Here is a 13,521-nt window from a genome sequence, read left to right as displayed (position 1 = left end):
CGAAGAAATCAGATTGTTTCGCGCAGATGGTAGCTCTTCGGCCGCGTCAGGTTCTCGTAGCCGACGACCGACATGGCGCCGCCTTTCCCGGTGTCCTTGACGCCCGTCCAGACAAGGCCGGGATCGACATAGTCGCAGCGGTTCATGAACACCGTGCCGGTCTCGATGCGGTCGCCGATCGCCGCTGCGCGGTCGGTGTCGGTGGTCCAGATCGAGGCGGTCAGGCCGTAGGGGCTGTCGTTCATCAGCGCGATGGCCTCCTCGTCGTTGCGCACCTTCATGATGCCGACGATCGGACCAAAACTCTCTTCGCGCATGACGCTCATTTGGTGATCGACATTGGTAAGAACTTCCGGCGCGAGATAGGGCGAGCCGTCGCGGTCGCCCTCGACCTTCATGCCGATATGCGCGGTCGCGCCCTTGCGCAGCGCCTCGGCCTTCTGCTCGCGGATGAAATCGGCGAAGCGGGCCTGCGCCATCGGGCCCATCGTGGTCGCCTGGTCGAGCGGATTGCCGACGCGATAGCTCTTCGTCTCGGCGATGAAGCCCTCGACGAAGTCGTCATAGACCTTCTCGTGCACGTAGACGCGCTCGATGCCGCAGCAGCACTGGCCGGAATTGTAGAATGCGCCGTCGACGAGGTTGGCGACGGCGTGGTCGAGCTTCACGTCGGGCAGCACATAGGCTGGATCCTTGCCGCCGAGTTCGAGGCCGAGCGTCATGAAGGTTCCGGCAGCCGCCTTCTCGATCGCCCGCCCGCCGGCCACCGAACCGGTGAAGTTGACGTGGTCGATCTTGCCGGAGCCCAGCAGCTTCTCCGTCTGGGCGTGGTTCAGCACGATGTTTTGGAATACGCCCTTCGGCAGGCCGGCCTTGTCGAAGGCCTGTTGGAAACGTTCGCCGACGAGCAGCGTCTGCGCTGCATGCTTGAGGATTACGGCGTTGCCGGCCATCAAAGCGGGCACGATCGAATTGACGGCGGTGAGATAAGGATAATTCCACGGCGCGATGACGAACACCACGCCGAGCGGCTCCTTCTTTAGGTAGCGGCGAAAGCCCGGCCGGTCCTCCGGCACGTAAGGCGCCAGCGCTTTTTCGGCGAGCGCCACCATGTAGCGGGTGCGCTCCTCGGCGCCGCCCTTCTCGCCGCCGTAGCGCGTTGGCCGGCCCATCTGCCAGGCGAGTTCAGGCACGATCTCGTCGTTCATGGCCAGCAGCGCCTCGAGGAAGGCGAGCAGGTACTTGCCGCGCTCGGCGATCGACGTTTGCGCCCATTCCGCCTGGGCGGCTCTGGCGCGCTCGACCGCGCCGTTGACTGCCTGATCGGTGGCAACCGGCCGCTCGGCATAGATCGAGCCGTCGATGGGGGATTTGAGCTTGATGGTTTCCGTCATGTCGTCCTCGTGTTCTTCTTTTTCTTGAGCCGATCAATACCGCTCGAACCCGCGATGCAGTTCCCAGTCGGTGATGCGGCGATCGTATTCCATCTGCTCCCATTTCGCGGTGTGGACATAGTGCTCGATGACCTCCTCGCCGAACGCCTCCCGAAGCATCTTCGACTCGGCCAGGGTTTGCGTCGCGTCACGCAGGGTCTTAGGAATTTCGGGCAGTTCGGCCGCCTGGTAGGCATCGCCGACGAAGGGCTTTTGCAGCTCGAGCTTCTCGTCGATGCCGGCGAGGCCTGCGGCGATCAGCGCCGCGAAGGCCAGATACGGGTTGAGGTCGGCGCCGCCGATGCGGCATTCCATGCGGATGCCCTTGGTGCCCTCGCCGCAAAGCCGGAAACCGGCCGTGCGGTTGTCCTCGCTCCACATGATCTTGGTCGGCGCGAAGGTGCCGGCCTGGAAGCGCTTGTAGGAGTTGATGTAGGGCGCAAGGAACCAGGTGAATTCCCTGGCGTATTTAAGCTGGCCGGCCGCCCATTGCTGGCCGAGCCGGCTCAGCGTCCATTCGCTGTTGCTATCGTAGAAAAGCGGCGTCTTGCCGTCGGCGCTCCACAGCGAATTATGGATGTGGCTGGAATTGCCGGCGAGGCCGTAATTGTATTTGGCCATGAAGCTGATGGCCTTGCCCATGCTGTCGGCGATTTCCTTGGCGCCATTCTTGAGGATGACGTGGCGGTCCGCCATCTCCAGCACTTCGGCGTAGCGGACGTTGATTTCTTCCTGGCCCGGGCCCCATTCGCCCTTCGAGTTCTCGATCGGGATGCCGGCGGCTTCCATTTCGTTGCGCAGCCGCCGCATCACACCCTCTTCCTTGGTGGTGATGCCGATCAGGTAGTCGCCGATATAGGGCGAGGCGGTTTCCAGATTCTGCCAATGCTTGGCGCGGGCGGAATCGTAGCTTTCGCTGAACAGGTAGAATTCGAGTTCGGAGGCGAAATAGGCGAGATAGCCGCGCTCCTGGAGCCGCTTTACCTGCTTCTTGAGGATGCCCCGGGGCGAATGGCCCAGATCTTCATGGGTATGATGATCCTGCAGGTCGCATAGCAAAAGCGCCGTCTTCTCCAGCCACGGCACCCGGCGGATGGTCGACAGGTCGGGCTTCATGACGAAGTCGCCATAGCCCTTGGACCAGCTTGCCGCCTTGTAGCCGGGCACCGGCTCCATATCGATGTCGTTGGCCAGCAGGTAGTTGCAGCCATGCGTCTCGTCATAGGCCGACTCGACGAAATATTTGGCCAGGAAGCGCTTGCCGACGAGGCGACCCTGCATGTCGACGGCGCAGGCGAGAACGGTGTCGATCTCGCTTCCGGCGACTGCCGCTTTCAATTCATCGAATGAAACATTTCCGGCCATTTTCTTCCTCATTTTGCACGAACGCCGGCTTGATCGGCATCGTCTTGTCCACGCAAGGAGCCCGGCTCGGAGCAGCCGGGCTCTATCGCACAATCTGTCGGCGTTATCCCTGGGTGTAGACGCCGCCGGCCTTTTTCAGGATCTCGTTGTACTGTTTGAAGATGCCGACCACCTTGGCGCGGGTCTCGCTCTCGGCCGCGATCTCATCCCAGAATTTCAGCGCAGCATTCTCCACCTCGGCCCATTCGGCGGCCGGGATCGTCGTAAGCTTCAGCTTGTCGCCCGTCGCGCGAAGCTTCGCCTCGCCGCCCCAATACCACTGGTTGCGATAGGTGTGGCTGGCGTCGACGCAGGCAAGCCACAACTGCTTCAGGTGCTCCGGAGTGTCCGCCCACTTCTTTTCATTGACGAACCACGATCCGATCCAGGCGCCGGAGATGTTGTTGGTCGTGAAGTAATCGGTGACGTCGGCCCAACCCACCGTGTAGTCTTCGGTGATGCCCGACCAGGACATGCCGTCGAGTTCGCCGGTCTGCACCGCGACCTGCACGTCCTCATACGGTATGGATACCGGAACCACGCCGAACTGAGACAGGAACCGTCCGGCGGTCGGGAAGGTGTAGAGGCGAAGGCCCTGCAGGTCCGCCAGGGAATTGAGCGCCTTCTTGGTGTTGAAGTGGCACGGATCCTGGCCCGCGGCCGAGAGCCACACAACCCCTCCGGCCTTGGCATACTCGTCGCGCCATATGTCGGCGAGCCCGTACTGGTTGAATAGCACCGGCACGTCGAGGATATGCTTGGTCGCGAACGGGAAATAGCCGCCGAACACCGAGATATCGACCGGCGCCGCCATGGAATCGTCGTCCGAATGGACCGCGTCGATCGTGCCTGCCTGCATGGCTCGAAACAGTTCGCCGGTCGGCACGAGTTGGTCGGCGAAGTAGAGTTCGATCTCCATTTCGCCTTTGGCGGCGGCATTGAACATATCGACCGCAGGCTTGGTGACATGCGGTCCGAGCGCCGCCCCGGCATAGGTCTGGAGGCGCCATTTGATCGGCGTCGTCTGCGCCATCACATAGGGCGTCGCCAGGGTCGAGGCGCCGACGGCGCCTGCCGTCACGAGCCCTGCCTTCTTCAGGAAGATGCGTCTATTCTGGATTTTTTCCATTGTCATTCCCTCTGGTTGAACAGCCTTAGGCCTACTTTGAATAATAGTAGTTCGGCAGCCACGTCGCGGTCTCCGGGAATATCCCGATGATCAGCAGCGTGAGCAGCATGATACCGACAAACGGGAAAACTGACCGGTAAATGTCGGGCAGCGTCACTTCCGGAGGAGCCATGGCGCGCATCAGGAAGAGATTGTAGCCGAAGGGCGGCGTCAGATACGCAATCTGGCAGGTGATCGTGTAAAGGATCCCATACCAAACCAGATCGAAGCCCAGCGCTCCGGCTAGCGGGATGAAGAGCGGCGCGACAATAACCAGCATGGCCGTGTCGTCGAGGAAGACACCGAGACCAACAAAGGTGAGCTGCATCAAGACCAGAACCTGCCAAGGTTCGAGGCCAAGCTCGCCGAGGAACAGGTTTTCGATAGAGCGTACCGCGCCTAACCCGTCGAACACGGCGCCGAAACAGAGCGCGGCGGTGATAATCCAGAAGAACATGCAGGAAATGCCGAGCGTCTTGCGCGTCGTGTCATGGAGCACCGTCCAGTTGAGTCCGCCCCGCAGCCACGCGGCCACGATCGAGGCGACTGCGCCCACGGCCGAGCTTTCGACGAGGCTGGTGACGCCGGTCAGGAACAGTCCGGTCATGGAGAGGAAAATAGCGAGCGGGATCAGACCAGCCCGCGCGAGAGCCACCTTCTGGCCGAACGTGTACTGGTCACGTTCTTCTTTCACCAGGGGCGGGCCGAGCTTCGGCTGAAGCAAACATCGGACTGTGATGTAGATGATGAAGAGCGCCGCCATGATCAGGCCGGGGAACACGCCAGCCATCCAGAGATTGCCGATGGGCTGGCGTGCGATCATGCCGTATAGAACCAGCACCACGCTCGGCGGCACGAGAATGCCAAGCGTGGAGCCCGCCTGGATCACGCCGGTTACCATGACCTTATCGTAGCCGCGCCTCAAAAGTTCCGGGAGCGCGATGGTTGCGCCCACAGCCATCCCGGCGACGCTGAGCCCGTTGATGGCTGAAATAATGACCATCATCAGGATGGTGCCTATCGCGAGTCCGCCCCGAACAGGACCGAACCAGACGTGAAACATCTTGTAGAGATCGTCGGCGATGCGCGATTCGGCGAGCATGTAGCCCATGAAGACGAAAAGCGGCAGCGTCAGCAGCGGATACCACTTCATCACCTTGATGATGGCGGTGAAGGGAATCTCGATGCCTCCCGTGCCCCACAGCAAGACCGCCGCGGTTGCGCCGACGAAGCCGATCACGGCGAACACCCGCTGCCCCGTCAGGAGCAGCAGCATCATCGATGAAAACATCAAGGTTGCGATGAGGCTATAACTCACGAGAGAGATTCCCCCCTGAGCGTCGCCCAGTCCTTGAAAAAGATCGCGACTGCCTGCAGCAGCGTGCAAAAGATGCCTATGTTGAGCACGACCTTGATGGGCCACATCACCGGCGCCCAAGCCGAGAAGCTCTTCTCGCCATATTGAAACGCGTAGACCAACGAAGCTATGCCGCCGATCTGGAGCATGACGAGGAAGCCGACCAGCACGATCGAGGTGAACAAGTCCGCCCGCGCCTTGCCGCGCATCGTAAAGCCGCTGTAGAGCAAGTCCATGCGTACATGGTCGCCTTCGCGAATCGTGTAGGCTCCGCCGAGCGCGAAATACGCGACCATGACGAACTGGGCCATTTCGACGGTCCAGTTCGACGGCAGGAAGAAGACCTTCATGACCGAGGCATAGAACAAAATGCCGATCATGAGGAACACCAGATACATGGTGAAGAGGCCCAGGTATCGGCTCCATGCATCCACGATACGGACATAGGTTTTCACAACTTCAGGCAATGGTCCGTTCCCGTTCGGCGGCTACCGGCATTCCCGCGAGAATCCCGGCAAGCATGTCGCTCCATCGGCGCTGGCCGGCTTCGTCGCCGATCTCGTCATTGCGGATTTCGACCATGACGCAGGAGAGCCCGCGCGAACGCCCGTGCCGCTCCAGCGTGAAATACACGCGGTCGGCCGGCGAATACGGTTGATTGTCGCCGACGACGATGCCGCCCGATATTTTCAGAGCGGCGATCATGGGATCCGCGATGCTCCGATCCTCGTCATGCAAGATGCCGATATGCCACGGCCGCCTCACTCCCTTGTAGACTGGGGTGAAGGAATGGATCGAAACCAGCGTGGTTTCCCGATCCTGCAATAGTCGGTCCTTGATCAGCCGTTCGACAGCCTCGTGAAAGGGCTGCCATGACAGTGCGACGCGAGCCTGGCGGTCCTGGACCGAAAGGTCCGCATTGCCCGGAACGGCGGTGGTCTCGCTGACCGCGCAGATCAGGTCGGGCGCGTCGAGCGGCCGGTTGCAATCGATCAGCAGGCGCGAAAGCCGGGATTCGATCAGCGTCGCATCGAGCGCCTTGGCAAGCCTGCGGGCCACCGGCAGAGCGCCCGGATCCCAGGCGATATGGCTTTCGAGCTCGCGTTTTCCGAGGCCGAGGTCTCCAAAGCGCTTGGGAATGAAGTTTGATGCGTGATCGCAAATGAGGACGATCGGACTACGACCGTTGCGGTTCGTGATCCGGACGGCATTGGAAATTGGTTGCTCGGCGGACCGCGCAGGTTCCATTTGTCGTCGTCCCCTGAAGCGCGTATCGTATGGTACGTATTTTCTATCATTGCGCCTCAATGGATGATTTCATACACATTCGGAAGGTTTGTCAAACGCGTTCGCGCTGTTGACGGCCGCAAAAGCGGGGACATCCATTGGACCACAACCGGCGGCTGCGAGAGGGTTCATTGTCGTCGAGCATTGCCGAACTGATCTCTGATCGCATCGACACGATGCCGGCCGGCGAACGTCGCGCCGCGCAGACGCTGATCGCAAGCTATCCGATGATCGGGCTGAAGACCGTCGCTGATTTCTCGGCACAGGCGGGCGTCAGTTCGCCAACGATCCTGCGCTTCGTTTCCCGCCTCGGCTTCCAGAACTATCCGGAATTCCAGTCGGCGCTGCAGGATGAACTTGCCGCGCAATTGCAGTCACCGCTGTCGCGCACCGCCTCGTCCTCCTCGCATCGCCGCGGACAGGCCTCGCCGATGCTGGAGGCGACGCTCGAGAACATCCGCGAAACCTTCCGGCACGTCTCGGAAAAGCAGATGCGCGAAATCGTCGTCCAGCTTTCCAATCCGCGCGCCAAGATCTTCCTGATCGGCGGCCGCTTCACCGACCCGGTGGCGCGCTACATGGCGGCGCATCTGACGATCATCCGGCCCAACGTCTTCCATCTGACCGGCCAGGAAAGCAATTGGCGCGATCAGCTTATCGACATGGGCAAGCGTGACGTGGTTCTGATCTTCGACATCCGCCGCTACCAGGACAGCCTGATCCGCTTCGCGGAGACGGCGCATCAGCGCGGCGTGCAGATCGTGCTTTTCACCGACCAATGGCTGTCGCCCATCGCCCGCTTCGCCCGCCATGTCATCGCCGGACGCACGGCGGTCCCTTCGCCTTGGGATTCGTCCTCCGCCCTCTTCGTGGTCGCCGAGGCGCTGATAGGCGAGGTCACGCGCGAACTCGAGGCCGATAGCGCCAAGCGCATCCGCGAGATGGAGAATCTGCGTTGAAAATCAGCGTTTCGTGATTTTGGCTAAGGCGGGCGCGGTGTGATATTACGGATATTTAAGGTGCGTACCGGCCTGCGAATTGTCATAAAGGCCGCGTACTGATTTCCGGGTGCTTTTGCGCCCGAAAGTTTCCCGGCTCGCTTTCGGTACGGCAGAGGCCGGGTGGACGCGAAACCGACTGCCGACCGGAGTCCCGATGGCCGCCTGGAAACAACTTCTTATCGCCGTGGTCATCCTTGTGGCGGCAGCCGCGGCCTGGGTGCGGTTCTTCCCCGGCGCGCCGGAAATGCTCGCAAGCTGGGGGATCGAATGGGCGCTGGCAGCTGCGCCTAAATCTGAAAATACAGCCACCGGCGGCCGTCGTCAGGGTGGCGGGCGGGGTTCGGGCCTTCAAACCGCTGTCGTGACGCGGCCGGTCACTCCTGCCACGATCAATGACCGGCTGTCGGCGATCGGCACCGGCCGAGCCGACAAATCCGTTATTGTGAAACCCTATTCGGCCGGCCGGCTGACCGAAGTTGCGGTCACCGCGGGCAGCCGCATCCGCGCTGGCGACATCATCGCCCGACTCGACTCGGACACCGAGGAAATCGCGGTCGATCGGGCCCGCATCGCCATGGCCGACGCCGAAGCGCGCGTCGAGCGCATCAAGGCGCTGCGTTCGTCCAACACCGCCACCGCCGTCCAGATGACCGAAGCGGAACTGGCGCTCGAAAATGCGCGCCTGGCGCTGCGCGACGCCCAGCTTGCGCTTGAGCGCCGCTCCATCGTCGCGCCGATCTCCGGCATTGTCGGCATATTGCCGGTCGAGGCCGGCAATTACGTCACCACCGAGACGGCCATCGCCACGCTCGACGACCGCTCCAGCATCATCGTCGATTTCTGGGTGCCGGAACGCTACGCCAGCGCCATCACCGTCGGCATGCCGATGAGCGCCACCTCGATCGCCCGTCCCAACCAGGTGTTCGAAGGCGCTGTCAGCGCGGTCGACAACCGGCTCGACGAGGCCAGCCGCACGCTGCATGTGCGGGCGCGCATCGGCAATCCCGACGATACGCTGCGGGCCGGCATGTCCTTCCAGGTGTCGATGCGTTTTGCCGGCGACACCTACCCTTCGGTCGATCCGCTTGCCATCCAGTGGGGCGCCGACGGAGCCTTCGTCTGGGCGATAGGCGAGGACGGCAGGGCCAAGCGCACGCCCGTTCGCATCGTCCAGCGCAACACGGAGAACGTCCTGATCGACGCCGACATACGCGCCGGTGTCGAAGTGGTCACGGAGGGCATTCACGTCGTCCGCGAGGGCGCCGAACTGCTCATTGCCGGCCGAGAACCCGCGGCATCGGCCATGCCGACGCCACTCGCCTCCGGCAGCGGCTCCTGAGGCGCCACTATGGCCGCAAACCAGGACCCCAACAGCGAAAAAGGCATGACGGCGCTTTTCGTGCGCCGTCCGGTGCTGGCCTTCGTCCTGAACACGCTGATCGTGGTGGCGGGTCTGGCGGCCCTGGCCGGTGTCGAGGTTCGTGAACTGCCGGATGTCGACCGGCCCGTAATTTCCATTTCCACCGATTTCACCGGCGCCGCCGCAGAAACCATCGACCGCGAACTGACGGCCATCGTGGAAGGCGCGGTCTCGCGCGTGGCCGGCGTGGAAGCGATATCGTCGACCTCCTCCTTCGGCCGCAGCCGGGTCACGGTCGAATTCGGCGACGATGTCGATCTTGATACTGCGGCCTCGGACATGCGCGATGCTGTGTCGAGGGTTCAGAACCAGCTTCCCGACCTTGCCGACACACCGCGCATCGTGAAGGCCGACGCCAACGCGCAAGCAGTGCTGCGTCTGGCCGTTACTTCGCAGGACATGTCCGTCGAGGATATGACTGTGTTGATCGAAGAGGAGGTGGTCGACGCCTTCGCTGCGGTTCCCGGGGTGGCCGACGTGCAAGTCTACGGCGACCGCGACAAGATCTTCCGGGTGGACATCGACCAGGCGCGCCTCGCCGGCCATGGCCTGACCGTCGCCGATATCAGCAGCGCGCTCTCCTCGATGGCCTTCGACGCACCGGCAGGATCGCTGACCAGCAACACGCAGGATCTGGTCGTGCGCGCAACGGCCTCGTTGACGACGCCGGAGGCCTTCGAGAACATCATAATCAATGGGCGGACGCGTCTGGGCGATGTCGCAACGGTCACGCTCGGTCCCGACATCGGCGAATCCAGCCTTCGCGCCAACGGCGCCACCGGCATCGGCCTCGGCATCGTGCGGCAGGCTCAGTCCAATACGCTGGACATTTCGGAGGGTGTGCGCGCAGCGGCCGCGAAACTTAACGAGACGCTTCCCGAAGGCATGGAGATCCGCGTCACCAGCGACGATGCGACGTTCATCCAGGGCGCGATCCATGAGGTCGAGATCGCCCTCGGCCTTTCGGTGTCACTGGTGCTGCTCGTCATCTTCCTTTTCCTCTGGGATTGGCGCGCGACCCTCATTCCGGGTTTCTCCATGCCGGTCGCGCTGATCGGGACCGTCGCGGCGATCTACCTGGCCGGCTTCTCGATCAACATCCTGACCCTGCTGGCGCTGGTCCTGGCCACCGGCCTCGTCGTCGACGACGCCATCGTCGTGCTCGAGAATATCGTGCGCAGGCGCAACCAGGGCATGGGCCCGCGCGCCGCCGCCGTGCTGGGCGCCAAGGAGGTGTTCTTCGCGGTCATCGCCACCACGGCGACGTTGATCGCCGTGTTCGTCCCCTTGTCCTTCCTGCCCGGCCAGACCGGCGGCCTGTTCCGGGAATTCGGGTTCGTGCTGGCGTGTTCGGTCAGCCTCTCCGCTGTCGTTGCGCTTTCGCTTTGTCCCATGCTTGCGTCGCGAATGCTTCGCGGCCATGCCGGCGAGGAGCGGACTGGCGTCGTCGCCCGCGTGGGCCAGAGCCTGGCCGGCCTTTACCGACGCATCCTTCGCGCGTGCCTGAATGCTCCAGCCCTGGTCGTTCTGGCGTCGGTGCTCTTCGGCGCGGCGGCATTCGGCGTGTCCGGCACCATTCAGCAGGAACTCACTCCGCCCGAGGACCGTTCGTCCGCCTTCCTGCGCATCACCGCGCCGCAAGGCGTCAGCCTCGACTACCTGTCGCAGAAGATGCGCGAGATCGAACAACTGGTTGCCCCCATGCGCCAGGCGGGCGAGATTCGAAGCACCTTCGGCATCGCCGGATCGAACAGCTCGTCCAATAGCGGTTTCATGGTGCTGTCTCTCGCGCCATGGCACGAGCGCGAGCGCACTCAGCAGCAGATCGTCGATGAGGTCGAAGATTTGATGCGGCAGGTGCCGGGCGTAAGGGTCTTCGCCGCCCAGCCGAACAGCCTGGGCATCCGCGGTGCCGGCAGCGGCCTGCAATTCGCGGTCGCCGGCAACAACTATGCCGACCTTGGCAAGGCCGCGGCCGCAATCGTCGCGGAGATGGAGAAGGACCCCCGGTTCCAGCAGCCTCGGCTTTCCACCGACACCACCCAGCCGCAGCTTTCCGTGCGCATCGACCGCGAACGCGCGTCCGACGTCGGCATTGATATAGCCGGGCTTGCCGAAGCCATGCAGTCCATGCTCGACGGGCGCGAAGTCGGTTCGGTTTTCATCGACGACCGCGCTTATGACGTCAAATTCGTTTCGACCACCAACCCGATCAACGACCCGACAGACCTGGAGAACGTTTACCTTCGCGCCGGCGACGGCCGTTTCGTTCCCATGTCGACCATCGCCAGCCTGACCGAACAGGCCGTGCCGCCGTCGCTGGCGCGCGAGCAGCAATTGCGTGCCGTCGCCATCACCTCGGGGCTGCGCGACGACTTTGCTCTCGGCGCTGCCTATGAGGCCGCGCAGGAGATTGCGGCTCCGCTGCTCCCTGCCGGCAGCCGCATCATACCGCTCGCCGAAACGGCGACGCTGGGTGAACAGTCGAGCAGCATGTTCGCGGTCTTCGGCTTCGCCATCGTCATCATCCTGCTCGTGCTGGCCGCCCAGTTCGAGAGCTTCGTCAGCGCCATTATCATCATGGCGACGGTGCCGCTCGGTCTTGCCTGCGCCGTGTTCGCGATGCTGCTTACGGGGACCAGCCTCAATGTCTACAGCCAGATCGGCCTGGTCATGCTGGTCGGCATCATGGCCAAGAACGGCATCCTCATCGTCGAATTTGCCAACCAACTCCGCGACAGGGGCATGGGCGTGCGCGAAGCGATCGAGGAGGCGTCGAACATCCGCCTGCGGCCCGTGCTGATGACCATGATCTGCACCATCCTGGGCGGCCTGCCGCTGGTACTGGCGAGCGGCGCCGGGGCCGAAGCGCGCATAGCGCTCGGCTGGATCATTGTCGGCGGGCTCGGACTGGCGACCGTCTCGACGCTGTTCCTGACGCCGGTGGCCTATCTGCTGCTCGGAAGGTTCGTGACGCCGAAGATCGAGGAAGAGGCGCGGCTGAAGCGCGAACTCGACGAGGCAGCCTATACCGGCATGGAACCGGCAGAGTAAGCCGCCTGACGTCCTCTCGTCTCAGCGTCGTATTCGGAGGGGCGCTTTTCCCCGGCCTCAGATATTTTCCTGAGTGTATTTCCTGAGTTCCGCTCGCGCGACCTGGCGCCGGTGCACTGCGTCGGGGCCGTCGGCGAGGCGCAAAGTCCTCAGATGCGTCCAGGCGCGCGCCAACGGCGTGTCCTGGCTGACGCCGGCGCCGCCGAACATCTGCACCGCCTCGTCGACGACCTTCAGCGCCACCCGCGGCGCAACCACCTTGATCTGGCTGATCCAGGGCGCGGCCGCGCGAGCATCGCCCTGGTCGATCATCCAAGCCGCCTTGAGGCAAAGCAGGCGCGCCATCTCGATCTCCATGCGGCACTCGGCGATGATGTCGAAATTCGCGCCTAGCTCGGCAAGCTGCTTGCCGAACGCCTCGCGGCGCAGCGAACGCTGGCACATCATCTCCAGCGCCGATTCAGCCTGGCCGATCGCCCGCATGCAATGATGAATGCGGCCGGGGCCGAGACGGCCTTGCGCGATCTCGAAGCCTCTGCCCTCGCCAAGGATCAGGTTCTCCTTCGGTACGCGCACATTTTCGAAGCGGATGTGGAAATGGCCGTGCGGGGCATCGTCGTCGCCATAGACGGTCATCGGCCGCAGCTTCTTCACACCGCCCGTATCGGCCGGCACCAGGATCATCGAATGCCGCTTGTGCTTCGGCGCAGCGTCATCGCCGGTCCGGACCATGACGATGTAGATCTTGCAGCGCGGATCGCCGGCGCCCGTAGCCCACCACTTCTCGCCGTTCAGCACATAATTGTCGCCGTCGGGCTCGCAGCGCATGGCGATGTTGGTGGCGTCGGAGGAGGCGACATCCGGCTCGGTCATCAGGTATGCGGAGCGGATCTTGCCGTCCAGCAAGGGCCGTAGCCATTTCTCCTTGTGATCTTCCGAGCCGTAGCGCTCCAGCACCTCCATATTGCCGGTGTCGGGGGCGGAACAGTTGAAGGTTTCGGCGCCGAGGTGGGCGCGTCCCATCTCCTCGGCAAGATAGGCGTATTCCACCGTAGAGAGGCCGTAGCCGCTCTCCGAGCCGGTCAGCCAGAAGTTCCACAGGCCGCGCTCGCGCGCCTTCGCCTTCAGCCCGCCGAGGATTTCGGTCTGGCGATCGGTATAGACCCAGCGGTCGCCGGCCTTGCCGACTTCGGCGAGGAATTCCGCGTCGAGCGGGATGATCTCTTCCCGTATTATGCGGGCGACGCGTTCGTGGATCGGCTTCAGCCGCTCCGTCATGCCGAGGGCCATCTCAGACATCCGATTTCTCCTCCGTGAAGCCGAGCCCACGCAACGCGCGGATCACCACCTGGTCAGACATGAACCGAAAAGACTCGTCGAACAAGCCGCGCTCAGAC

At 63.0% G+C, this 13,521-nt stretch carries 10 protein-coding genes; 3 read left to right on the top strand and 7 right to left on the bottom strand.

The features are described from left to right. Positions 1 to 8: 8 nt before the first annotated feature. The 6 genes from ABVK50_RS21015 to ABVK50_RS20990 all read right to left on the bottom strand — a co-directional run bounded on the left by ABVK50_RS21015 (position 9) and on the right by ABVK50_RS20990 (position 6,610). Positions 9 to 1,394: an aldehyde dehydrogenase family protein gene (locus ABVK50_RS21015; protein WP_353644737.1), complete on the bottom strand. Its 1,386-nt coding sequence runs from the start codon at positions 1,392 to 1,394 to the stop codon at positions 9 to 11. A 33-nt stretch (positions 1,395 to 1,427) separates the two neighbouring features. Continuing rightward, positions 1,428 to 2,798, bottom strand: coding sequence for a glutamine synthetase family protein (locus ABVK50_RS21010; protein ID WP_353644738.1), 1,371 nt, complete (start codon positions 2,796 to 2,798; stop codon positions 1,428 to 1,430). A 103-nt stretch (positions 2,799 to 2,901) separates the two neighbouring features. Further along, on the bottom strand, positions 2,902 to 3,966 hold the full coding sequence (locus tag ABVK50_RS21005; protein WP_353644739.1) for a TRAP transporter substrate-binding protein: 1,065 nt from the start codon (positions 3,964 to 3,966) through the stop codon (positions 2,902 to 2,904). A 31-nt stretch (positions 3,967 to 3,997) separates the two neighbouring features. Then, the gene (locus ABVK50_RS21000) at positions 3,998 to 5,323 is read right to left on the bottom strand and encodes a TRAP transporter large permease subunit (protein WP_353644740.1); all 1,326 of its coding nucleotides are present in this window, start codon (positions 5,321 to 5,323) and stop codon (positions 3,998 to 4,000) included. Next, positions 5,320 to 5,829, bottom strand: a complete 510-nt coding sequence (locus ABVK50_RS20995; RefSeq protein ID WP_353644741.1) for a TRAP transporter small permease subunit — start codon at positions 5,827 to 5,829, stop codon at positions 5,320 to 5,322. The genes ABVK50_RS21000 and ABVK50_RS20995 overlap by 4 nt, the downstream gene beginning before the upstream one ends. Further along, positions 5,822 to 6,610 carry an N-formylglutamate amidohydrolase gene (locus tag ABVK50_RS20990; protein ID WP_353644742.1) on the bottom strand — a complete coding sequence of 263 codons (789 nt, stop codon included), beginning with the start codon at positions 6,608 to 6,610 and terminating at the stop codon, positions 5,822 to 5,824. The genes ABVK50_RS20995 and ABVK50_RS20990 overlap by 8 nt, the downstream gene beginning before the upstream one ends. Before the next feature lie 170 nt (positions 6,611 to 6,780). Between ABVK50_RS20990 and ABVK50_RS20985 the strand changes: the two genes are divergently transcribed. From ABVK50_RS20985 to ABVK50_RS20975, 3 genes are all read left to right on the top strand, one after another. Continuing rightward, positions 6,781 to 7,608 (top strand): MurR/RpiR family transcriptional regulator, encoded by an 828-nt coding sequence (locus ABVK50_RS20985; protein WP_353644743.1) that lies wholly within the window; start codon positions 6,781 to 6,783, stop codon positions 7,606 to 7,608. Between the two features lie 196 nt (positions 7,609 to 7,804). Further along, positions 7,805 to 8,989 (top strand): efflux RND transporter periplasmic adaptor subunit, encoded by a 1,185-nt coding sequence (locus ABVK50_RS20980; RefSeq protein WP_353644744.1) that lies wholly within the window; start codon positions 7,805 to 7,807, stop codon positions 8,987 to 8,989. A gap of 9 nt (positions 8,990 to 8,998) precedes the next feature. Next, a complete protein-coding gene (locus ABVK50_RS20975; RefSeq protein ID WP_353644745.1) occupies positions 8,999 to 12,124 on the top strand; it encodes an efflux RND transporter permease subunit in 3,126 nt (1,041 codons plus the stop codon). A 57-nt stretch (positions 12,125 to 12,181) separates the two neighbouring features. Here ABVK50_RS20975 and ABVK50_RS20970 read toward each other — a convergent pair whose 3' ends face one another. Next, the gene (locus ABVK50_RS20970; protein ID WP_353644746.1) at positions 12,182 to 13,423 is read right to left on the bottom strand and encodes an acyl-CoA dehydrogenase family protein; all 1,242 of its coding nucleotides are present in this window, start codon (positions 13,421 to 13,423) and stop codon (positions 12,182 to 12,184) included. Positions 13,424 to 13,521: the final 98 nt, after the last annotated feature.

It is taken from the genome of Mesorhizobium sp. WSM2240, assembly GCF_040438645.1.
Taxonomy (GTDB): domain Bacteria; phylum Pseudomonadota; class Alphaproteobacteria; order Rhizobiales; family Rhizobiaceae; genus Allomesorhizobium.
Note: the sequence above shows the minus strand (reverse complement) of the source record. Positions and strands in the feature narration are given on the sequence as shown.

What these genes read in the sequence shown, in the direction of transcription:
- ABVK50_RS21015 (WP_353644737.1), bottom strand. Translation starts at nt 1,394, where the DNA reads ATGACGGAAACCATCAAGCTCAAATCCCCCATCGACGGCTCGATCTAT.
- ABVK50_RS21010 (WP_353644738.1), bottom strand. Translation starts at nt 2,798, where the DNA reads ATGGCCGGAAATGTTTCATTCGATGAATTGAAAGCGGCAGTCGCCGGA.
- ABVK50_RS21005 (WP_353644739.1), bottom strand. Translation starts at nt 3,966, where the DNA reads ATGGAAAAAATCCAGAATAGACGCATCTTCCTGAAGAAGGCAGGGCTC.
- ABVK50_RS20990 (WP_353644742.1), bottom strand. Translation starts at nt 6,610, where the DNA reads ATGGAACCTGCGCGGTCCGCCGAGCAACCAATTTCCAATGCCGTCCGG.
- ABVK50_RS20980 (WP_353644744.1), top strand. Translation starts at nt 7,805, where the DNA reads ATGGCCGCCTGGAAACAACTTCTTATCGCCGTGGTCATCCTTGTGGCG.
- ABVK50_RS20975 (WP_353644745.1), top strand. Translation starts at nt 8,999, where the DNA reads ATGGCCGCAAACCAGGACCCCAACAGCGAAAAAGGCATGACGGCGCTT.
- ABVK50_RS20970 (WP_353644746.1), bottom strand. Translation starts at nt 13,423, where the DNA reads ATGTCTGAGATGGCCCTCGGCATGACGGAGCGGCTGAAGCCGATCCAC.